This window comes from Bacillus sp. PAMC26543 (assembly GCF_014250375.1).
In the GTDB taxonomy this organism is placed as follows: domain Bacteria; phylum Bacillota; class Bacilli; order Bacillales; family Bacillaceae; genus Bacillus; species Bacillus halotolerans.
In genome coordinates this window covers 2,802,110-2,822,797 of sequence record NZ_CP060193.1, presented here as the reverse complement: position 1 = coordinate 2,822,797, position 20,688 = coordinate 2,802,110, and the positions used below count along the sequence as shown (strand labels likewise).

At 45.4% G+C, this 20,688-nt stretch carries 27 protein-coding genes; 25 read left to right on the top strand and 2 right to left on the bottom strand.

Translation table 11 applies throughout. The annotated features are described in order from the left end of the window. Positions 1-12: 12 nt before the first annotated feature. Together H7F27_RS14190 and xre are read right to left on the bottom strand one after the other, a co-directional pair. A complete protein-coding gene (locus H7F27_RS14190) occupies positions 13-609 on the bottom strand; it encodes an ImmA/IrrE family metallo-endopeptidase (RefSeq protein WP_095713506.1) in 597 nt (198 codons plus the stop codon). A 159-nt stretch (positions 610-768) separates the two neighbouring features. After that, positions 769-1,110, bottom strand: coding sequence for an HTH-type transcriptional regulator Xre (xre, locus tag H7F27_RS14185; protein WP_024121054.1), 342 nt, complete (start codon positions 1,108-1,110; stop codon positions 769-771). A gap of 178 nt (positions 1,111-1,288) precedes the next feature. Here xre and H7F27_RS14180 point away from each other — a divergent pair, with 178 nt between their 5' ends. From H7F27_RS14180 to H7F27_RS14060, 25 genes are all read left to right on the top strand, one after another. After that, positions 1,289-1,468 carry a hypothetical protein gene (locus H7F27_RS14180; protein WP_095713505.1) on the top strand — a complete coding sequence of 60 codons (180 nt, stop codon included), beginning with the start codon at positions 1,289-1,291 and terminating at the stop codon, positions 1,466-1,468. Beyond that, positions 1,455-2,291 carry a phage portal protein gene (locus tag H7F27_RS14175; RefSeq protein WP_095713504.1) on the top strand — a complete coding sequence of 279 codons (837 nt, stop codon included), beginning with the start codon at positions 1,455-1,457 and terminating at the stop codon, positions 2,289-2,291. The genes H7F27_RS14180 and H7F27_RS14175 overlap by 14 nt, the downstream gene beginning before the upstream one ends. After that, entirely contained in the window at positions 2,191-2,991 is an 801-nt protein-coding gene (locus H7F27_RS14170; protein ID WP_185848054.1) for an ATP-binding protein, read from the top strand. The genes H7F27_RS14175 and H7F27_RS14170 overlap by 101 nt, the downstream gene beginning before the upstream one ends. Beyond that, positions 2,991-3,158 carry a hypothetical protein gene (locus H7F27_RS14165; RefSeq protein ID WP_185848053.1) on the top strand — a complete coding sequence of 56 codons (168 nt, stop codon included), beginning with the start codon at positions 2,991-2,993 and terminating at the stop codon, positions 3,156-3,158. Before H7F27_RS14170 ends, H7F27_RS14165 begins: the two co-directional genes overlap by 1 nt. A gap of 93 nt (positions 3,159-3,251) precedes the next feature. After that, positions 3,252-3,602, top strand: a complete 351-nt coding sequence (locus H7F27_RS14160) for a phage portal protein (RefSeq protein WP_253295357.1) — start codon at positions 3,252-3,254, stop codon at positions 3,600-3,602. Further along, the gene (locus H7F27_RS14155) at positions 3,589-3,795 is read left to right on the top strand and encodes an XtrA/YqaO family protein (protein ID WP_024121060.1); all 207 of its coding nucleotides are present in this window, start codon (positions 3,589-3,591) and stop codon (positions 3,793-3,795) included. The genes H7F27_RS14160 and H7F27_RS14155 overlap by 14 nt, the downstream gene beginning before the upstream one ends. A gap of 116 nt (positions 3,796-3,911) precedes the next feature. Then, on the top strand, positions 3,912-4,421 hold the full coding sequence (locus tag H7F27_RS14150; protein WP_024121061.1) for a sigma-70 family RNA polymerase sigma factor: 510 nt from the start codon (positions 3,912-3,914) through the stop codon (positions 4,419-4,421). Between the two features lie 117 nt (positions 4,422-4,538). After that, positions 4,539-5,330 (top strand): terminase small subunit, encoded by a 792-nt coding sequence (locus tag H7F27_RS14145; protein WP_185848052.1) that lies wholly within the window; start codon positions 4,539-4,541, stop codon positions 5,328-5,330. Beyond that, positions 5,327-6,628 carry a PBSX family phage terminase large subunit gene (locus tag H7F27_RS14140; RefSeq protein ID WP_185848051.1) on the top strand — a complete coding sequence of 434 codons (1,302 nt, stop codon included), beginning with the start codon at positions 5,327-5,329 and terminating at the stop codon, positions 6,626-6,628. The genes H7F27_RS14145 and H7F27_RS14140 overlap by 4 nt, the downstream gene beginning before the upstream one ends. Then, positions 6,629-8,119 carry a phage portal protein gene (locus H7F27_RS14135; RefSeq protein ID WP_024121064.1) on the top strand — a complete coding sequence of 497 codons (1,491 nt, stop codon included), beginning with the start codon at positions 6,629-6,631 and terminating at the stop codon, positions 8,117-8,119. It abuts the gene before it with no gap. A 19-nt stretch (positions 8,120-8,138) separates the two neighbouring features. Beyond that, positions 8,139-8,966 (top strand): XkdF-like putative serine protease domain-containing protein, encoded by an 828-nt coding sequence (locus H7F27_RS14130; RefSeq protein ID WP_024121065.1) that lies wholly within the window; start codon positions 8,139-8,141, stop codon positions 8,964-8,966. Between the two features lie 24 nt (positions 8,967-8,990). Then, on the top strand, positions 8,991-9,926 hold the full coding sequence (locus tag H7F27_RS14125; protein WP_024121066.1) for a phage major capsid family protein: 936 nt from the start codon (positions 8,991-8,993) through the stop codon (positions 9,924-9,926). 23 nt (positions 9,927-9,949) lie between these two features. Further along, positions 9,950-10,333 (top strand): protein YqbG, encoded by a 384-nt coding sequence (locus H7F27_RS14120; protein WP_024121067.1) that lies wholly within the window; start codon positions 9,950-9,952, stop codon positions 10,331-10,333. Continuing rightward, positions 10,330-10,686: a YqbH/XkdH family protein gene (locus tag H7F27_RS14115; protein WP_095713499.1), complete on the top strand. Its 357-nt coding sequence runs from the start codon at positions 10,330-10,332 to the stop codon at positions 10,684-10,686. The genes H7F27_RS14120 and H7F27_RS14115 overlap by 4 nt, the downstream gene beginning before the upstream one ends. Then, positions 10,683-11,171 carry an HK97 gp10 family phage protein gene (locus tag H7F27_RS14110; protein WP_103671557.1) on the top strand — a complete coding sequence of 163 codons (489 nt, stop codon included), beginning with the start codon at positions 10,683-10,685 and terminating at the stop codon, positions 11,169-11,171. Before H7F27_RS14115 ends, H7F27_RS14110 begins: the two co-directional genes overlap by 4 nt. Positions 11,172-11,183: 12 nt before the next feature. After that, positions 11,184-11,624, top strand: a complete 441-nt coding sequence (locus tag H7F27_RS14105; RefSeq protein WP_101860758.1) for a phage portal protein — start codon at positions 11,184-11,186, stop codon at positions 11,622-11,624. Between the two features lie 2 nt (positions 11,625-11,626). Continuing rightward, positions 11,627-11,839: a YqzN/YkzM domain-containing protein gene (locus H7F27_RS14100; protein ID WP_059336109.1), complete on the top strand. Its 213-nt coding sequence runs from the start codon at positions 11,627-11,629 to the stop codon at positions 11,837-11,839. Then, the gene (locus H7F27_RS14095) at positions 11,839-13,239 is read left to right on the top strand and encodes a phage tail sheath family protein (RefSeq protein WP_101860757.1); all 1,401 of its coding nucleotides are present in this window, start codon (positions 11,839-11,841) and stop codon (positions 13,237-13,239) included. The genes H7F27_RS14100 and H7F27_RS14095 overlap by 1 nt, the downstream gene beginning before the upstream one ends. Position 13,240: 1 nt before the next feature. Further along, the gene (locus H7F27_RS14090; RefSeq protein ID WP_003220592.1) at positions 13,241-13,684 is read left to right on the top strand and encodes a phage tail tube protein; all 444 of its coding nucleotides are present in this window, start codon (positions 13,241-13,243) and stop codon (positions 13,682-13,684) included. Positions 13,685-13,773: 89 nt separating this feature from the next. Continuing rightward, positions 13,774-14,220, top strand: coding sequence for a phage tail assembly chaperone (locus H7F27_RS14085; RefSeq protein ID WP_014663652.1), 447 nt, complete (start codon positions 13,774-13,776; stop codon positions 14,218-14,220). A gap of 41 nt (positions 14,221-14,261) precedes the next feature. Continuing rightward, the gene (locus tag H7F27_RS14080) at positions 14,262-14,399 is read left to right on the top strand and encodes a hypothetical protein (RefSeq protein WP_072566146.1); all 138 of its coding nucleotides are present in this window, start codon (positions 14,262-14,264) and stop codon (positions 14,397-14,399) included. A 10-nt stretch (positions 14,400-14,409) separates the two neighbouring features. Beyond that, positions 14,410-18,723, top strand: coding sequence for a transglycosylase SLT domain-containing protein (locus H7F27_RS14075; RefSeq protein WP_185848050.1), 4,314 nt, complete (start codon positions 14,410-14,412; stop codon positions 18,721-18,723). Continuing rightward, positions 18,716-19,375: a LysM peptidoglycan-binding domain-containing protein gene (locus tag H7F27_RS14070; protein ID WP_185848049.1), complete on the top strand. Its 660-nt coding sequence runs from the start codon at positions 18,716-18,718 to the stop codon at positions 19,373-19,375. Before H7F27_RS14075 ends, H7F27_RS14070 begins: the two co-directional genes overlap by 8 nt. 15 nt (positions 19,376-19,390) lie before the next feature. Next, positions 19,391-20,368, top strand: a complete 978-nt coding sequence (locus tag H7F27_RS14065; protein ID WP_185848944.1) for an XkdQ/YqbQ family protein — start codon at positions 19,391-19,393, stop codon at positions 20,366-20,368. Beyond that, positions 20,368-20,634 (top strand): DUF2577 family protein, encoded by a 267-nt coding sequence (locus tag H7F27_RS14060; RefSeq protein ID WP_185848048.1) that lies wholly within the window; start codon positions 20,368-20,370, stop codon positions 20,632-20,634. Before H7F27_RS14065 ends, H7F27_RS14060 begins: the two co-directional genes overlap by 1 nt. Positions 20,635-20,688: the final 54 nt, after the last annotated feature.

Below are 20,688 nucleotides of genomic sequence, written 5' to 3'. Positions count from 1 at the left end.
ACCGTTTTCATGTCAGCCGCGCCTTCTGATATTGTACAGTGCTTTTGCTTCCGCTACCTGTAATGGGGGCTGATCTTCCTCATATTCCGCTTTTGGCCGCTTATCAGATAATAAATAAGCAAGCCGCTTCTGAAATTGAATACCTGCTTTACGCCGTTCAAACATTTCAAGTCTTTTCTCAGCAAAGTCCTTTGTCACCCGGAATACCGTCGCAATGGTTGCAAGAGCCTGACTTCTCCATTGCGGCAGTTCCATCTGCAACAGCATAAAGGTTGGCACACAGAAGTGGTACATAAATTGGTTCGCCTGAAATTCCTGCAGCTCCCTGAAGAGCTTGTTCATCTGAAAATGATTGCCTGCATGCTTTAATACGTGGCACAGTTCATGGCCAAAATCCTCCCATTGCTCTTCCTGGGACTTTCTTTGGTTCAATATGATACTGTACATGCCGTCGTATTTCACCATCATGCTTCCCATATCCTCGAAATGAACCCATATATCAAGATCGTTTGCGATTTTCAGCATGTCAATGTGATGGGGAGAGGTGATGCCCAGCCGGCTGTATAAATTTTTTACGTATTCCTCCAGATGTGATAAGTAATCGCCCAATTGAATACTCCCTTTCGAACATACGTTCTGTTTGTAGCGAGAAAGAAAAGCCCGTTTAGGACTAAAAAGTGTGTTGAAATCTTTCCCTTTTCTTTAAAAAATAAACACTTTTCTTTATATCGGTCTATTTTTTATATGTTTTAGAGAACAGAGAAATATTTATTTGTTTTTCGGTTTCCGGTTTTTCTCTTTTTCTTTTAAATAGTTGATAAATTCGATGGCCTGCTGTTTGCTTTCAGGGGAAAAATCCTGCATATCCCGGTATGCGAGCTGCAAGTCCGGATCAGAAAACATATCATCATCAGATTTTTTTTCTTTTCCTGTTAATAAGTAATCCGTTGTCACTTGGAAGTAATCAGCCAGCTTTTGCAGTGTGTCGTAATCAGGTTCGCTTCGCCCGTTTTCATAATGAGAATATCGTGCGCGCGATACACCGATGTGAGATGCGATTTCTTCCTGTGTCCTTTTCCCTCTGAGACTCTTCAATCTGCCGCCTATCATACTATGACCTCTCTTTTTTAAACTCCCTAAGTTACTTATGATTATAGATACAATCTGTATCAAAATAAAGTTATGATAAAAAAAGTATCAAAAATAACTTGATGATACATAATGTATCGTTTATACTTGGTAACAGTTGATACGAATTGTATCAAGAACAAATCGGGGGAGTGATCACATGCATCCGATTCAAATCGTTTTTAGTGAACATCCGATAGATCAGCGCCATCTCGGACAATCCGGCGGCTCCATTTCTTTTACGGCATGCGGCCTTCCGGTATTCCAATTTGAAAATCGAGAACAATTTCAAGCGTACTTGCTGTTAAAAGAAGAGGTGAAACGCAATGAAAATGGATAAAAGCTATCCTTTTCCTATGTATTCAGGGCTGTTGAATTCAGAACATTATGACAAAATAGGCTCGGCCCTGTGGCTGTTTCTCTGGTTTATCAGCTCAACGACAAAAGAAAATGAAAAGGACGGCGTGAGCTGGGGAATTGTGCTCGGCCATAAGCCATTAAAAGCAAGAGAGATGGCGGCAGTATTCGGTGTAAGTGAAAAAACAGTCAGAAGATGGCTGGAACTTCTTGAAAGACATGGATACATAAAGGCTGCCCGCGCGCCATACGGACTCATGATTTCTGTGAAGCACTCTAAAAAATTCAGCTTCAGATCGGACAAAACTGCACACCGCAGCGATAATGAGCGGTCATTTTCGCCGCTGGCACAGGACAAAGAAGACCGCTCTAATATAGATAAAACAAAAACATATACTGCTGCTGATGATGCAGTGGATCACATTGCGAAGCGGTTTACACAATTACGGTCGGCTCAAGAAGGACGCACCGTGTATCCTTCCTCCAGAGATTATCAAGCCATCGCCCGTATTGTCGCCATTGGCGTTCCTGTAACGCAAACAATCAAATGGCTTGAGGAATGTTTTCAAGCTTTTGAAAACCGGCGAACCGCTGCTTCAGAAACGATAAAGGCCTTTCGCTACTGTTCGAAATTCATCGAAGACCGATTTTTCGCGCAGCAAGCCAAAAAGACCGCCGCAATACACCATGAGAGGAATGAAAGTAATGACAAAACATACAATCGAGCAGATTTTAGACGAGTTGAGAAAAGGGAGACGTCCATTACTGGCGGACAAACCGGCCGAATCAGACGCAAGCCGGTATGATTGCCAGCGATGCAAGGATCAGGGAGGATATCTCAGCCGGCAAGACGGTCTGGAAGTGTGGACAATGTGCAGCTGTATGGCAGAACGAAAAGTAAAACGGCTGCTTGGCGTCAGTGAAATTACTCCTGCCTTCAGACAGCTTGGCTTTCATGAATTCCGCACCCAAGGGAAGCCACAGGCCGTCAAGGACGCGTTTGAATGCGCCAAAGAGTTTGTGGCGGATTATGAACAAATCAAGGACAGCCGGAAAAACAGTATCGCCCTTTTGGGTCAGCCCGGTTCCGGGAAAACACATCTTCTTACCGCTGCGGCCAATGACCTGATGAGAAAGCGCCATGTGCCGGTCATTTATTTTCCGTTCGTCGAAGGCTTTACTGATTTAAAAAATGATTTTGATCTTTTGGAAGCCAAGCTGAACCGAATAAAGCAGGCAGACGTGCTGTTCATTGATGATCTCTTTAAACCGGTAAACGGCAAACCGCGCGCCACTGATTGGCAGCTGGAACAAATGTATTCCGTTTTGAACTACCGCTACTTAAATCATAAACCGATTCTGCTTTCAAGCGAGCTTACGATTGAAACGCTCGTCCGGGTTGATGAAGCGATCGGCACGAGAATCTATGAAATGTGCAGTGATTATTTAGTGATTATCAAAGGAACAGCGTATGACCTGAATCATAGATTGGAGGGCATCAGATAATGTGCAAGCTCTGTAAGTCAAAGAAAGTAATTGTTGAACATACCGGGATCGGAGCGGTTTTTCATCCATGTCCGAACTGCCGGTCCGGCAATGATTTAACGCCGGTTATTCAAAAGCTGGAACAAATGCTGACAGCCGGAAAAGCGGGGCTGAATGCCCGTGATTAAACAGCTGGCTGCTCTGTTCGCGTTGCTGTTTCGGGCGAAGCGGACAGAAAAAAACATCGAACAATGGTACAAGGATGACGGGAAGTGAAGCAGATGCCGGAAACAAAACAATTTGAAATGAGTCCTGCGCCGTGGCGTGCTGTCGCATGCGGGGATGAGAAGCCAATTTATATCTATTCTGCTTACAGTGAAGAAGAAAAAGAGAGATTCCCTTATTCAAACGGCCGGCTGATCGCCGCTGTATTTGACCTCAGCTCTTTTTCGCAAATAAGCAATGCCAAATTGATGGCAGCCGCACCTGAGCTGAAGGAAGCGGCTAAAGCGGCGCTGGATTTTCTGAACGGGAATTCCGCTCATTCAAAGGAGCACATCATAAAGGTATTAGAAGCAGCCAACAAAAGCGCTGAACCCGAAAGGAAGGAAATGACATATGATCAACCCTAAAAAACTCGTAAATATTGATTCCATAACGCTCGACAGCCAGCTTGAGGATGGGAAAATCCGCGTTATTATAGTCGACGGCATAAAGCAAGAAGCCTGGATCACAGAAGCTCCGGAGCACGGGAAAACGCTTGTTGAAACGAGAAAGGGAGACCTTGCCCGCGTAGAATTTGAAATCGGCTACAAATTAAATTAAAGCGAAAAAAGAATACGTCCAAGACGGAAAGCCTGCGGACACTGATCAACATGCACAGCATTTGTGCGTTGATTGGTGTCCGCTTTTTTATTGCACAAATGAGGAGGAATCATAGAATGCAAGACTTATTATTTGAATATAAACGCACATTAAAACAAACAAGAACACAATATAAACCGCTCGCTGAAGCAGATGAATCAGTGCTCTCAGCTGAGGACATGAAGGATAAAAAGATTATCAGAAACATCATCACAGACCTTGAATATGTAACAGAATGGCTTGAAAAAGGAAGACAGCCCGGCATCAGACGGGCAATTGACCGGCGTGATGCGTATCAGCGGCTGATGATCAAAGATCCAAGAATCATAGAATCATTTTCTTGCGATATGATGTTTGAGCCGGACGGACAGGTATCTGAGGAAGACAGGGAGAGAATCCGAGAAGCTTTATCCCTTTTAACGGACAGGGAGAAAGAAATGTTTTTGCTGCACAAGGTGGAATGCTTTTCTTATGAACGCATTGCCGATCTTCTTGGCGTCAAAAAATCAACTGTGCAGACAACAATCAAACGGGCTTTATTAAAGATGCAAAGACAGCAGGAGGAAATAAACCGATCGCTTGCCTGAATGCTTGTCATACGTTTGCCACCTATAAGTGAAAAGAGCATGACACATAAGCGGACGGCATAACCAGCCGTTTTTATGAATAGAAATCCATGCTGGAGGTGGCGGTGATGCCGTAGCATGAAAACACAACAGAGAGAACAAGCATTAGCAATCTATCAGCACCATCAGGGAAATATCACAAACCGGGCCATTGCAGACACAATCGGCGTTTCGGCGAAAACAATCGGCATCTGGAAAAAACAGGACGGATGGAAAGAAGCCTTGTTTTCTGAAAACGGACATAAGCAGCGCCGCATAGAAAACGATGAATTAAATGAACGGCAGCGGCTGTTCTGCCTGTACTACGTAAAAAGCTTCAATGCGACACAGTCAGCGATCAAGGCGGGCTATTCTCCGGACAGCGCCCATGTGACGGGCTGCAGGCTGTTAAAGAATGAAAAGGTTGCCGCTGAAATCAGGCGGATAAAAAAAGAAATGGTGAATGAAGTGTTTATTGAAGCGATGGACGTTTTGCAGGTATATGTCAAAATCGCGTTCGCCGATATCACGGATTATGTGACCTTTGGCAAAAAAGAGGTGCAGGCCGTCGGAAAGTCGGGACCGCTGTTTGATGAAGATGATAACCCGATCATGAAGGAAATCAGCTTTGTCGACGTCAAAGACTCCGATCTCGTTGACGGCACAATTGTCACGGAGGCAAAGCTCGGCAAGGAAGGCATCGCCATTAAGCTTGCCGATAAGATGAAAGCACTTGAAAAGCTGTCATTATACTTTGATTTGTTTCCGGATCAATTTAAACAAAAAATAGAAAATGAGAAGTTAAAGCTCGCGAAACAAAAAGCGGAAAAAACTGATGACGGCCGCGAGCCAATTGAAATCATGATCAAACGAAAAGAGGACAAGGCATGATTGTAAAAGAAATCAATCCTCATTTTGAAGATTACGTGTTCAATTGGGAGCAGACGTACCAGTTTCTCGTCGGCGGCTACGGCTCATCAAAAAGCTATCATACGGCGCTGAAAATCGTGTTAAAGCTGTTGAAGGAAAAGCGGACGGCGCTCGTCATACGCGAGGTGTTCGATACCCACCGGGATTCGACCTTCGCTTTATTTGAAGAGGTGATTGGAGAGCTTGGTCTCACGAAGGCAGCCGCAGCACTTTCTTCCCCGCTTCAGCTGCGGTTTCAAAACGGCAGCCGGATCATGTTCAAAGGAATGGACAACCCGGCGAAGCTGAAATCTGTTCACAACATTTCTTTAATATGGATTGAAGAGTGCTCTGAGGTGAAGTATGAAGGCTTTAAGGAATTAATCGGCCGTCTTCGCCACCCTGAGCTAAAGCTGCACATGATTTGCACCACCAATCCCGTCGGCACCTCCAATTGGACGTACCGGCATTTTTTTCGGGATGAACGCAATCAGCGGTTTGTGCTGGATGACAGCGAGCTTTACGAAAAGCGGACACTTGTCAGGAGAGATACGTATTACCATCATTCCACGGCAAACGACAACCTCTTTCTCCCGAAAAGCTATATCAGGCAGCTTGACGGACTGAAGGAATATGATCCTGACTTATACCGAATTGCCCGTAAAGGCAGGTTCGGCGTCAATGGAATCAGGGTGCTGCCGCAGTTTGAGGTGCTCCCGCACGACCGTATCGAAGAACGTATTGCCGCCATCAGCCAGCCGATCCTTCGCACAGGCATGGATTTTGGTTTTGAAGAATCCTACAATGCTGTCGTCCGTCTCGCCGTCGATCCTGATAAGAAATATCTCTACATTTATTGGGAGTATTATAAAAACAAAATGACAGATGACAAGACGGCTGAGGAGCTGCGGGAATTGGCTGAAACACAGGAAATGATCAAAGCCGACTCTGCTGAGCCGAAAAGCATTCAATATTTCCGCCAGCAGGGTTTTCGGATGGTCGGAGCCAGGAAGTTTCCCGGCTCCAGGCTTCAATACACCAAAAAGGTGAAACGATTCAAAAAGATCTTCTGTTCGGACCGCTGTGAAAATGTCATCTATGAGCTCAAGACACTGACGTACGCCAAAGATAAAAACGGCGCGCTGATTGAAGATGAATTCACGATTGACCCGCATACGCTTTCTGCTATTTGGTATGCGCTCGATGATTATGAGGTCGCAGATGTGAAGGAAACAGCGCAAAAACGAATCCGTCCGAACCGAGAAAGGAGGAGGTCATAAATGCCGCACAATCAAACAGTCAGAGCAACGGTTTTAAAAGCCAATGCATCTGCTCCTCAGACAAAGCAAATTTATGAAGACGACTTTTCTGATTTGTACGGAGAGGATATCATCGCTCCGCCCTACAATATCACCGAGCTCAAAACAATTGCTGAATACTCAACCATTCTTCAGCAATGCATTGATGCGTACAGAGTGAATATTACTGGTTTTGGTTTTGATGTGGAGTACACGTTTGATGTCAACGCCACTGATGTCGACCAGGAGAAAAAGAAAAAAGCAGAAAAAGACTGGGCCAGACTTGAAGCCTTTTACAAATGCCTTCACTTTGATGAATCTGCTGAAATGATTTTAGGCTATGCCATTGAAGACAGGGAAAAAACCGGAAACGGCTTTATGGAAGTACTTCGCGACGGGATGGGAAAACCGGCCGGCATTGAATATTTGGATGTGAAATATATGCGCGTATGCGGAGCCGGCGAGCCTGTTGAAGTATCTTTTATGTATGAAGAAAACGGAAAAGTGAAGAGAATCAAAAGGCAAAAACGGTTTCGGAAATTTGTGCAGATGATCAATGGAAAAAAAGTATTTTTCAAAGAATACGGCGATCCCCGAAAAATGGACATGCGCACGGGCGAATATGTCAGCACACTGGCTGAAAAGCACCAAGCAAACGAAGTGATCCATCTTAAAATCGGAAGCGGCGTATACGGCGTGCCCCGCTGGGTAGGCAATATCGTCAATTTATACGGCGCCCGGAAAGCGGAAGAGCTCAATTTTATGTACTTTAAGCAGGGGCGTCACGTACCCGCGGCGATTACGGTGGAAAACGGGATGCTGTCTGAAGCTTCTTACCGGGAACTGCAGGAGTATATGAATGACCTTGAAGGTGTGGAAAACGCCCATAAATTTCTTCTGATTGAGGCGGAAGGCATCGCGAAGGAGAAGGATCTTCACGGCGGTGAAGATATCACGCCGGTTTCTGTGGAAATCAAATCCCTTGCGGAAATCCTGCAAAACGACGCCTTGTTTCTTGAATATGATGAAAAAAGCAGAAATAAGCTGCGCTCTGCTTTCCGTCTGCCGCCGCTTTATACGGGAGAAGCTCAGGAATACAACCGGGCTACGGCTGATACAGCGAGAAAAATTACGGAGGAGCAGGTGTTTCAGCCAGAGCGGAAAACGCTTGTCAACAAATTGAACACACTGCTTTTGCCGGAGCTGAATCTTCATGATGTGAGGCTGACATTAAAAGGACCGGACTTTCGTGATCCGCTTGAGATTGCGAAAGTGCTCGGTCCTTTTATTACAGCTGGAGCCGTTTCGCCGAATGATTTGCGAGACCTTGCCGGACGGGTGCTCGGCAAAACGCTTGAGGAGTGGCCGGAGGACATTTACAAACGCCCTGCCGGACAGGATGCTGAAAAGACAAATCTGACAGCACTTATGCAGGAGCTGAAGGACAGCATCGAAGATATCAAAACGTCCTGAAGGGAGGTGAATCAAGCAGGTGGCGCGGGAATTGAAAAATGCCAAAATCAGCTTTGTCAGCTATGTGGACAAGGCGGCAAACCAGACAGAATTTTTCTTTACGAAGTCAGCCGAACCTCCGTCATTTGAAAAAAAAGTTCGGCTGTTTACGAAAAGCGAGCAGGATGAACAAAAGCTCGTATACGGAATTGTGTATGAGCCTGATGTTCCAGATGCCCACGGCGACTATATGACCGCAGAAGAAATTGAAAAAGCGGCGCATGGCTTTCTTGCAGACGCGCGGGAGATTGATATCAATCACAGCTTTGAAGGCGGCACAGGCGTGGTCGTTGAATCCTATGTGGCGCCCGATGATTTTATCATCGGAACAAAACGGATTACAAAGGGCTCGTGGGTGCTTGTGACAAGAGCGTCAGATGAGGTGTGGGAACAAATCAAAGCCGGCATCATCACCGGCTACAGCATGGCGGGCACTGCTGATGTATATGAAGAAGAACCGGTTGAAAAAGCCGGATTTCTAAGCGTATTTAAGCAGCTGCTGGCCGACAAAACAGGAAAGGAGACTGAAGAAATGAGGAAAGAAGACATGAGGGAATCAATCGAGCATGCGCTGTATCCGTTGCTCAAACGGCTGGAGACAATTGAAAAAAACACAGAAACAGAGGAAAAACCGGAGCAGACGGGAGATGACGAGCGCCTGAAGAAGCTCGTTGAGGACATGATTGCCCCGCTGATCGAACGCATTGAGGCCCTGGAAAAAGCTCGGGGAGCCTCTAAACAGACGGCGGACGATGCGGCCGGCAATACAGAGCAAGTCAAAAAATCAATCTGGAGCGGACTGCTGTAAACCAGTCAAAGAGGAGGAAATCAATTGAGAAATCAAGAGATCATTCGGAAAGCGGAAATGTCGCTTTCTGCTTTAAAAAGCGGCGGGCTCATGAACCCTGCACAAGCATCAGCTTTTATCCGCATGGTGCAAAACACGCCGACGATTTTCAGTGAATCCCGCGTGATTCAAATGGAAAACGATTCGCAAAAATTTGAGAAAATCGGCTTCGGCCAGCGTATTTTGCGCGCGGCTCAAGAAGGAAAGGCGCTGACAGCAGACGAACTGACGGTTCCGACGACAAGCACTGTCCAGCTGAACACAAAGGAAGTCATTGCGGAAATTAACATTACGTACGACACGCTCGAAAACAATATTGAAAAAGGCGGACTGCAGCAAACGATCATGCAAATTTTAGCAGAGCGGGCGGCAGTTGATATTGAAGAGCTGATCGTAAACGGAGATACTGCATCAGCAGATCCATACCTGGCGCAGCTGGACGGCATCCGTAAACAAGCAGTGTCACACATCGTCGATATGAACGGTGAAGAACTGTCCAGAGCGACATTTAAAAAAGGCTTAAAGGCTGTTCCGCCAAAATATTTGCGCATCCCTCAGGAATTCAGATTCTATACATCGCACGGCTTAGAAGTTGAATGGAAGGACCGCGTGGCGGACCGCCAGACAAATCTTGGGGACCAGGCTGTTCAGGGCGGCTTGTCCACAGCATTCGGCGTACCGGTAAAAGGGGTATCCAATATCCAGCCGTACGCAGTCGGAGAGGGAGACGCGCAATATGATGCGTCCGATATCATTCTGACACATCCGAAAAATATCATTCTCGGCTTCTCACGCAATATTCGAATTGAAGTCGACAAGGATATCCGCTCCCGTAAGTTCATCATTGTCTTAACGGCGAAGCTGGACAGCAAGTTCGAGGAAGAGGATGCCTGCGCTAAATTAATTAACGTTAAAGAATAATCGAAATGGGGTGGCCAGCTTATATGCTCATCGAACCGACGGACGTTACCGCCTATTCGGTCTATGACCAGGTGAAAAACAGGCCGGAAGAACTGCTGGCGCAGGATATCATCGAGGCGGAATCGGAAGCGGCCCTCATTACAGGGCACAGCTTTACAGACAGCATCTACGACCCGCTCCCTGAAAAGGCGAGATTAGCTTTACTGAAGCTCGCCCAATACTTTGCGCTAGTAAACAGCGACGAATCAGCCGCATCAAGATATCAGTCTGAGAAAATGGGGGATTACTCCTACACGGTTTCCGGTGAAGCCGGCATTCAAAAGCCCGATGTATATCATTTGCTGGAAGAGTTTATCGCACCGGACTATGTTCCGGAGTCTGCCAGATTGAAGGTGCGGTCGTTATGAGTTATCAGCAGATGCTGATCCATCGCTGTGATATTTATCATGAAACAGCGCAGCCGCCGCCGGCGGGACGATTCGGAATTCCGGCGGACAAGCTTCAGCCGGTCTTTTCATATCCGAATACACCTGATGAAGAAAATGTCCCTTGCTACTTTACAGAAAAAACGCAGCAGCTGATTCAGGAGGAGCCTGATCAAACCGTGTATCACAGCTTGCTTGTCCATTTTCCATTCTCTGCGGATATCCGGATGAACGACAAAATCATTTGGCAACACAACAGCTATATTCTGAAGCTGCCAAAAAAGATCAGACACCATCATTGGGAAGTCATCGCTGTCAGAGATGAAAGTCTATGAAGATAGCGGGACTTAAACAGCTGAACGCATCGTTAAAAGAAGCGGCATCCGGCGGTTTTTCCCGCGAGGCGTCCCGGTGGCTTGAAGAGTGCGGGCAAGATTTTCTGGAGATCGTACAATCTGAACTCATCAGCACGCAAACGATAGATACAGAAAAACTGCTCAGCTCCTTTCAGAAAGGCTCAGAGGATAACCTCTGGAAGGTACAAAGCGGCGGACTCTCACTTGAGGTCGGGACCCAGCTTGAATATGCCTCTTTTCTCAATGACGGCCACTGGACATCGAAAGCGGACGATGTGAGATGGGTGCCGGGGCATTTTCAAGGCTCACGGTTTATCTATGATCCGGCTTCTTCCACAGGCATGGCACTCAAGAAAAAATGGATACCCGGCACGAGCTATTGGGAGCATGCACTGCTTCTATATGAACAGCTGTTTGCAAAATCAATGGAACATAAATTGCGCCAGTGGCTGAAAAAGATGTAAAGGAGGAGCCGGATGAACAGCGAAACAGGATCGATCATGGCTTTTTTGTACAGCCAGTGGTCTGTTCCCATTTATGAAAGCGAGCTGCCTGATCAGTTTCAAGTGCCGTCTTTATATGTCCCTGCGCCATCTGTTTTTGAAGAAACAGATACAGTCTCCACATTTAAAAAAACCTACAGTCTCAATGTGAAGCTGTTTCATCTTGACTCCGTACAGGCGCTGGATGAAGCGGACAGGCTCGCGGATGCCATCAGAGAAGCGAGAAATATAGTTCCGCTGCTCAGTGAATCCGGTGACGAGACAGGAGATATGCTTCGCATCACCCGAATTGAGACGAGGGTGGGAGACAGGGGCGAGGCGGCCATGGTGATCAGGTGGAGCAGCCGATATTATTATCATAAAACAGAACAGCCTGTCTTACAGGATATCGATATGAACAGCGGGGTGAAATAGCGGTGGCAAAGCAGAAACAAGCGAAGGCTGTACATACAGAGAGCCGGGAAGCTCTTTTTGATACAGCGGATTTGATCAAGCACGCAAAGGAACTGTTCGGCGTTAAGCCGGAGATCCTTCAGGGGGCTTTATTTGGCGTGGACAAAACACGCCTGACGAAATCAGAGGCAAGTCAATTGATACAAACATTTTTAACTAAGGAGGTCATGCAATAATGAATGGCGGAACATTTACAGCAGGAAAAGAAAAGGACCGTGCAGGCATTTATTTCAATTTTAAAACGACGGCACAGGAACGGGTGTCACTCGGTGAACGGGGGACGGTCGCACTTCCGGTAGCATCAAGCTGGGGCGAAGCGAAAACATTCGTCTCCATTTCAAGCGTGGAGGATTTAAACAAAAAAGTGGGTCTCAGCATCGACGATCCATCTTTATTACTGTTGCGTGAAGCGAAGAAAAACGCGAAAACGGTATTGATGTACCGCCTCACTGAAGGCGTCAGAGCATCTGCCGATATTGCCGAAGGCGTTAAAGCGACTGCTCTATACGGAGGATCAAAAGGGAATGACATCATCATCCGCATTAATGAAAATGTACTGGATGCAGCGTCATTTGATGTCACAACGTATATGGATGAATCAGAAGTGGATAAACAGACTGTCAAAAAAGCTGAAGAATTAACAGCAAACGGCTATGTGACATTTACCGGAAAGGGAGACCTTTCCTCTTCAATTCCGCTGACTGGATCAGAGGGAGACGCGGCTGCCGAGACGCTGAACGCATCTGCGGGTATCCGTTTATCCGGCGGTACAGATAAAGCGCCGGTCAACTCAGACTATACTGATTTCTTGGCTGCGGCTGAAACGGAGAGCTTTGATGTCATCGCTTTGCCGGTTGCAGAAGGAGATCAGCTGAAGGCGACCTTTGCCGCATTCATTAAGCGTCTGCGTGACGGTCAAGGGCAAAAAGTCCAAGGGGTAACAGCCAACTACAGCGGTGACTATGAAGGCATCATCAACGTGACAGAAGGTGTGCTGCTGGAAGATGGAACAGAAGTGACACCGGACAAAGCGACGGCGTGGGTAGCCGGCGCAAGTGCGGGAGCAACCTTTAACCAATCTCTCACATTTGTGGAGTATGAAGGTGCCGTTGATGTCTTAAACCGCCTTGACCACGACGCGATTGTGGAACGCTTAGGAAAAGGCGAATTTTTATTCACATTTGACGCCCGCGATAAATCGGTAAGCGTAGAAAAAGACATTAACTCACTTGTCACGTTTACGGCTGAGAAAAACAAGAAGTTTGCGAAAAACAAAATCGTCCGTGTCTTAGACGCCGTCAATAACGATTTAACACGCGAGCTGAAAGCATTAATCAAATCAAGAAAGGGAAGCGGAAGCGACATCCCGGCCTCTGAAGACGGGCTTCAGTATGTGAAAACGATGATTACGCAATACATGACAACGCTTCAGGATGCGGGCGGTATTACCGGTTTTGATTCTGATCAAGATATCACAATTTCAATGAATGAAGACCGTGACGGCTTCTTGATTGACCTTGCTGTACAGCCTGTCGACGCAGCAGAAAAATTCTACTTTAATGTGGAGGTAAACTAATATGGCATTAAAAGCACAAAACACGATTTCAGGTAAAGAAGGACGCTTATTTCTCGATGGCGAAGAAATGGCGCATATCAAAACATTTGAAGCAAATGTGGAGAAAAACAAGTCTGAAGTAAATATTATGGGCCGCCGCATGACAGGCCATAAAACAACAGGCGCAAACGGAACAGGCACAGCGACGTTTTACAAAGTCACATCAAAATTTGTGATCCTTATGATGGATTACGTCAAAAAAGGCAGCGATCCTTATTTCACCCTGCAGGCTGTGTTAGATGATAAATCTTCCGGAAGAGGAACAGAAAGAGTCACGCTTTACGACGTAAACTTCGACTCCGCAAAAATCGCCAGCCTCGATGTCGATTCAGAAGCATTAGAGGAAGAAGTTCCGTTTACATTTGAAGACTTCGACGTGCCTGAAAAGCTTTCTGACACGTTTTAATCAAAACTGAACAAGCCATAAGCAGACCTTTCTGAGAAAGGTCTGTTTTTAAATGATGAAATCAATTTAAAGATAAGGGAGTTTTTTACATGAGCGAGAAGAACGAAAACGTATATGATCTTTCCTTTTTTATGCCGGGAAAAACAATCGAAGCCGAAGAAATCAAAGTGCCGATCTCTAAACGTTTTGTTGATAAAAAAGGAAATATCGTACCATTTATTTTCAAAGCGATCACGACAGAGCGCATTGACGAACTGGAGAAAGAAACAACAACTTATAAAAATGTAAAAGGCAGAGGCCGTGTAAAAGATTTAGACAGCCAGCGCTTTTATGCCCGAATCGCAGTGGAATCGACAGTCTATCCGGACTTCCGTTCAAAAGATCTTCGAGAAGCTTACAAAACGGCCGACCCGGTAGAAGTTGCAAAACGTGTCCTGTCTGTAGGAGGCGAATACGCAAACTGGCTCAACAAAGCGATTGAGATTAATGGATTCGAAGATGAATTAGAAGACCTGGAAGAAGAAGCAAAAAACTAATAAAAGATGGGCATAAAGAAGCCGTGTATCTCTATTATGCGATGCACGAGCTTCATTATTCTCCATCAGATTTATTAGAACTGTATGAAGCGCCCAGAAACTTTAAGGCGCTGTTGTATGGGCTGATTGGGTATAAGCTTGAATTAATGGAAAAAGAATCGAGGAAAGGAGGTACATAATATCGCTAAATTGACAGCTCGTTTTGACCTGGAAGATAAAGTTTCTAAAAAGTTAAAACGAATTCATAAAGGGTTCCAAATGGTCGAAAAAAAGGTGAAAACCATTAATCGACAAATCAAAATCAGTATTAAGGCAGAGGACCAAGCCTTTTACAGATTGAGGAAGATCAATGACTATATTGTTTTGAAATTCGCAAAATCACTTGAAGTTAAAGTGGTTCTTGATGATCAGGCGACTGCCGGGCTTAATGTTATTGAGCATAAACTGAAACGGCTCCCGAAAGAAAGAAACATTACTGTAAGTCTAATTGAACATGTAACAGATGCTTATAAAAAAATAAGAAAAATGTTGAGCGGAAATCAGTTTTCAGTCGGTCTTTTCGTCAATGATCAAATCACCCTAGCTACAAAACGAATATTGGGATATTTGCAAAAGAACCTTAAAAACGGGTATTCAGTTCAATTAAAAGTGATTGATGAAATAACAAAAACCGTTAATCGAATTACAGCCCTTTTAGGAGATTTTGAAAAAACATATACAGTTAAATTAAAAGTGATTGATGAAATAACAAAAACCGTTAATCGAATTACAGCCCTTTTAAAAGATTTTGAAAAAACATATACAGTTAATATTATCGCTAAAGAAAAATTAACTGCTGATAAGATCAACGAGAAGAAACCGGAAGAAAAAAAGAACTGGTTTATGCAAACATTAGAAGACTTCGGAACAGCTTTTAAAGATAAAGTGATAGAAAAGATTCTTGACTCGTTATTTGAAAAAATTCCTTGGTTTAAAAAAAATGATAATGAAGAAAATACCCCAAATCATGCGCCTGGGAATACGCAGAGTAACGAGAAAGTTGATAAACGCAACACCGGGCAGAGATGCTGTTGCTGCTGCTGCGGGTGCGGAGGTAATAGCTCTGGAAGCAAAGCCAACAAAAGATATAAAAAAAGAAAAAGTCCGACAAGTGCAAGGACTTCAGGACGAACACTGAGAGTTCCAGGCGAGGTATTACGAAGACGTCAGAGCGGTGCATCAGGAGAAAATGCCACAAGCGGAAGAAATTCTGGTTCTAAGTTCAGAAACTGGCTCGGAAGCATGAGGTCCACTGCCACCGACTCATCAAAATGGGGGAAAGTTTTAACGCCTTTAAAAGGTTTGGGGAAATTTGCGAAAGGTATCCCTCTTTTGGGAACTGCATTAGCGGCAACCGATTTGCTCGGGATGAACAAAGAAAATGCAGGTGAAAAAGTTGGTTCCTTTGCGGGGAATCTTGGAGGAGCTGCTGCAGGTGGAGCCGCGGGAGCAGCCATTGGTTCTGTTGTCCCTGTAGTCGGCACTGCAGTTGGCGGAGTTGTCGGTAGTATCGCAGGCGGTATAGGGGGTTCTGATTTAGGATCCTCTATTGGCAAATGGTTTGATGATGGCGGCGCTTCTAAAGCTTGGGATGGAATTGTTGACGGCGCAAAAAATGCTGTCGATTGGATCAGCGATACTTGGTCTGATTTCTCGGATTGGTTCACGGATAATGTCTGGACTCCTGTTAGTGATTGGGCCGGAGATAAGATTGATAAGATCACCGAAAAATTCGAGGATGCTAAGAAATGGCTGACTGATACCTGGAATGACGTATCATCCTGGTTTATGGATAACGTGTGGACACCAATTTATAACACGGCAGTTCCGATCATAAATTTAGTAGTAGGTGCTTTTTTATTTGCCTGGGATGGTATCCAAGCGCTCTGGAGTATTGTTTCTACTTGGTTCATGGATAATGTCTGGAATCCATTAGTTGACGGTGTCACTGATGCCGCTGATTGGATTTGGACAAAAATAAATGACGCCTGGACTTGGATCTCAGATACATGGTCTACTGTCTCAACTTGGTTCATGGATAACGTGTGGAATCCGATTAGTAATGCAGTGGCGACTGTGGCTGGCTGGATACAAGCACATATTGATTATGCGCGAATCTGGATCCAATTAAAATGGCTTCAAGTGGCGACATGGTTCTATAACAACGTCTGGAATCCGATCAGTACAGCTGTTAGTAACGTGGCAAATTGGATCTGGACGAAGATCAACGAAGCATGGACATTTATTTCGGATTTATGGTCTACAGTCTCAACTTGGTTTATGGAAAATGTGTGGACACCGGTAAGTGATGCAGTCACTAATGCAGCAAACTGGATATGGACAAAGCTTAACGAAGCATGGACATGGATATCTGACAAGTGGAGTGCAGTTTCAACTTGGTTCAGTGAAAATGTTTGGAATCCAATTGTTTCAAAAGTGGAAGATGCCAAAAAATCCATTTCCGAAAAATTTGATTCAGCTATAACAGCAGTTAAAGACGCTTGGAAAGGTATTAAGGATTGGTTCCAAAAAAATGTGGGTGATCCGTTAGGCGAAATAGCTGATGGAATTAAGACGAAGTTTGAAGATACCTTCTGGTGGGTCATTAAACTCCAAGAATTGGCCGGCGCTGGAGGACGGTTCATAAATAACCTTATCGGTAGAGGTGAGGAAGCTACTGGAATAACAACAAAGGAAACCGGTAAGTCTTCATCCGGTAAAAATTCTAGCGGTAGCGGAGGAATTGCTGGTCTTGTCCAGTCTCAGTCATCAGCGCCAACAAGTATTTTTCCTAAACAAAAAAGCGTTCTTGAAACTGAAACGAATGCGACGGGCGGCTATATTACGAAACCAACCATTTCATGGATTGGTGAAGCGGGTAAAGAGTTTGTGATCCCTGTTGATAACAACAAGGGCCGCGGTAAAATGCTTCTTTCTCAGGCAGCTTCAAAACTGGGGATGAGCGTTGTTGATGACATGGCTTCTGCTTCATCAGCAGGTGGAGAAGCTGCTGTTTCTCCATTAGCTGGCGGATCAACGGTTTCCGCTACAGTATCTCCTACCGTTGACACATCGAGCCTTAATGAACAGGCTGCTTCTTTCGGTCAACAGTTCACGCAGGGCTTTGATCAAGGTATTGGCGATAACGTCGTTTCGATGGACGCTTGGAAACAGAAAAACGTTGGCCAGCCTATGAAAAATTTGATCTCCTACTCTCCGAATTACGGAAAACAGGTGATCAATGGTTATGCCAACGGTCAGAACAGCACAGCAACCGGAACAGACGGCTTTTTACAATCAAAAGTCAAAACACCGTTCCAAGCTACTGTAAACAAATCTTCATCATGGGGAAGCAGTACAATCAAAGGGTTTGCTTCCGGACAAAATAGTTCGCAAACAGGCACTGATCAGTACGTTAACACTCATGTGAATAAACCGTTTGTCCGTTCTAAAGAATCATCAAACGGCTGGGGAAGCGGCATGATTGGGAATTTTGTTTCAGGTATGACTTCAAAGGCAAGTGAAGTCCATGAAGCCGCCAAGGAACTCGCGAAAAAAGTTGAGACGGCTTTCCGTGAAGAATTAGATATCCATTCGCCTTCTCGAGTTATGATGAGTCTCGGTCGCTTTGCATCTGTCGGTGTAGTAAAAGGATTGGATTCTGTCGATGTGAAAAAATACGCTGAAAAGCAAGCCGGTTCACTGGCAGCTGCTTATTCCGGAATGGGTGCAGTAGGGGGAAATGTGAAGCAGTGGCTTATGGCTGCAATGATGGCCACAAAGACACCATTAAGCTGGCTTCCAGGATTGATGACGATTGCTCAGTATGAATCAGGGGGCAACCCGAACTCTATTAACCTGTGGGATAGCAACGCGAAGGCGGGAAATCCATCACAAGGACTCATGCAGACAGTCCCGACCACATTTAATGCTCATAAAGCACCGGGCATGGGTAACATTAGAAATCCGATTCACAACGCTGCTGCCGCTATCGGCTATATCAAAAGCAGATACGGCTCAATTGATAATGTACCTGGTATTAAAAGCTTAAAACGTGGAGGTCCCTATGTCGGTTATGCCAACGGCGGACTGATCACAAAAGAACAAATCGCCCGTGTCGGTGAAGGAAACAAGCGGGAATGGATCATTCCGGAGGAGCGAGGCATACGCGGCCGCTACCTCCTTCAGAGAGCAGCGCAAGCTCTGGGTATGGAAGTGACAGATCCGTCTCAATCCCAGCAGTCTGAGCTTTCATCAGGCCAAGTCTCCGCTGTTACTTCGGCAAGCCGGCCAACGACAGCAGTATCCGGATCAAAAGAAATTTATATTCAATTTAATGGTGACCAGCACTTCCATAATGGACAAGACGCTGAAACTCTTGCAGCGAAAATCAAGCAGGCGCTTATAGACGAACTGCAAAAGGATATCAATATTGGAACGAAGGGAGTCGTTGCATTTGACTAAATCCGTATATGAATTTTGGATTTCACAAGGGAAGGACAAGCTGCGGCTCCCCGTACTTCCCGACCAGCTGAATATTTCAAATACGGTTCAGAATGAGACGGTTAAAGTAGCTAAGTTCGGTGACCTTACATTTATTGACGAACAGGGAGCGAAAGAAATTTCGTTCTCTTCGTTTTTTCCGAAGAAATACAGCCCGATAGCTGAATATCAGAATATCCCTTCTCCAGAGAACGCCATTGTTAAAATTGAAAAATGGATGAAGGCTAAAAAGCCTGTTCAATTTTTAATTACAGGAACAAAAATCAATATGACATGCAGCATTGAAAGCCTTAAATACAGTGAAGGTGACAAAGAGATAGGAGACAGGGATTTTGATATTGTACTAAAAGAATACAAAACCGCCTCACCCCGAAAAATCAAGCAAAAGAAAAAAACAAAGGCAAAACGTCCGTCAAAGGCTTCTCCGAAAACCTATACAGTGAAAAAGGGAGACACGCTTTGGGACATTGCCGGCAGATTTTACGGGAACAGCACGCAATGGCGCAAAATTTGGAACGCCAATAAAACAGCGATGATCAAGCGAAGTAAACGAAATATCAGGCAGCCGGGCCACTGGATTTTTCCCGGTCAAAAATTAAAGATACCGCAATGAAGCAGGTGATGTATGATGATAGAATTGTTCGTCATTAAAGATACAGAATGGCTTGAACTGGTAGCGGAAAGCGTGTCGCTGGAGGGGCACCGATATCAAGCGCCGCGCTCCATAGAAGCGACCATCGTCATTAAACAGGGCGACCAGACGTATTACAGCGTCACAGAAGGAGATACCGTCTTGTTTAAGTGGAAGGGAAAAGAGCTTTTCCGCGGGATCGTCTTCGCCCGAACGCCTGATGAACATACGCTTGCCTTCAGTGCGTACGATATGCTGCAATATCTGGTCAAAAATCAGGATGTGTACGTGTTTTCCAATCAGCGTGCTGACCAGATGATCAGGAGGATCGCCAATGATTTTCAAATTCCGACAACCTCTATTGCGAACACAAGTCATACGATCAAAAGCCTTGTGATTAAAAATGATACGAGCCTGTACGACATCATATTGAAGGCTTTAAAACAGACAAAGAGCCAGACAGGCCGGAATTATCAGCTGTATTCGGAAAAAGGAAAGCTGGGCCTGCGCGCTTGGCCAGATCCGTCAGAGGTATGGGTGCTGGAAACCGGCGTCAATATTACGGGCTACCAATACAGCACGTCTATAAACGACACGGCAACACGGGTGGTGCTGCGCCGCCAGAAGGATAATAAGACGTATAAAGCGTCTGCGAAGGACAGTTCAGGCTTAAACAAATACGGCGTGCTTCAATATACGGAGACCGTAACAGACGAAATTAACCAGGCGCAGCTTCAGCAGAGGGCCGACGTACGACTTGCTGAAAAAAAGGGCGTAAAAAAAGAACTGAAAAATATTCAGGCCATCGGCATTCCAGAAGTACAGAGCGGCTTGCCTGTCTTTATATCCATTCCGGAGGCAGGTATCAAAAAAACCTATTGGGTAGATACAGACCGGCATGAGTTTAAAGGAACGAAACATACGATGACCATTGATGTTGTCGAAAAGAATACGATGCCGGAAGGGGTTTCCTGATGAGACTGAGTGAAGCCATCAAACATTTGGCCGTCGGTGCGGTTGATGCTGAATCTCCGGTGGAGCTGCTCCCAGCTGAGGTGGTTTCGGTTTCTCCTGCTGAAATCAAATTAAAAGAAAACAGCAAACTGATTATACCGGCTGACGCCCTCATCATCCCAAAACGGTTGCAGTCCGGAGGAGATGATGCACTCGAGTTGGGGGATCGCATCATGACTGCAGCTCTGACAGGCGGGCAATCGTTTTTTATTTTAGATAAACTGTAAACAAAACCGCTTCGGACGAAGTGGTTTTTTATTTAGCATGTATAAAGGAGGGGG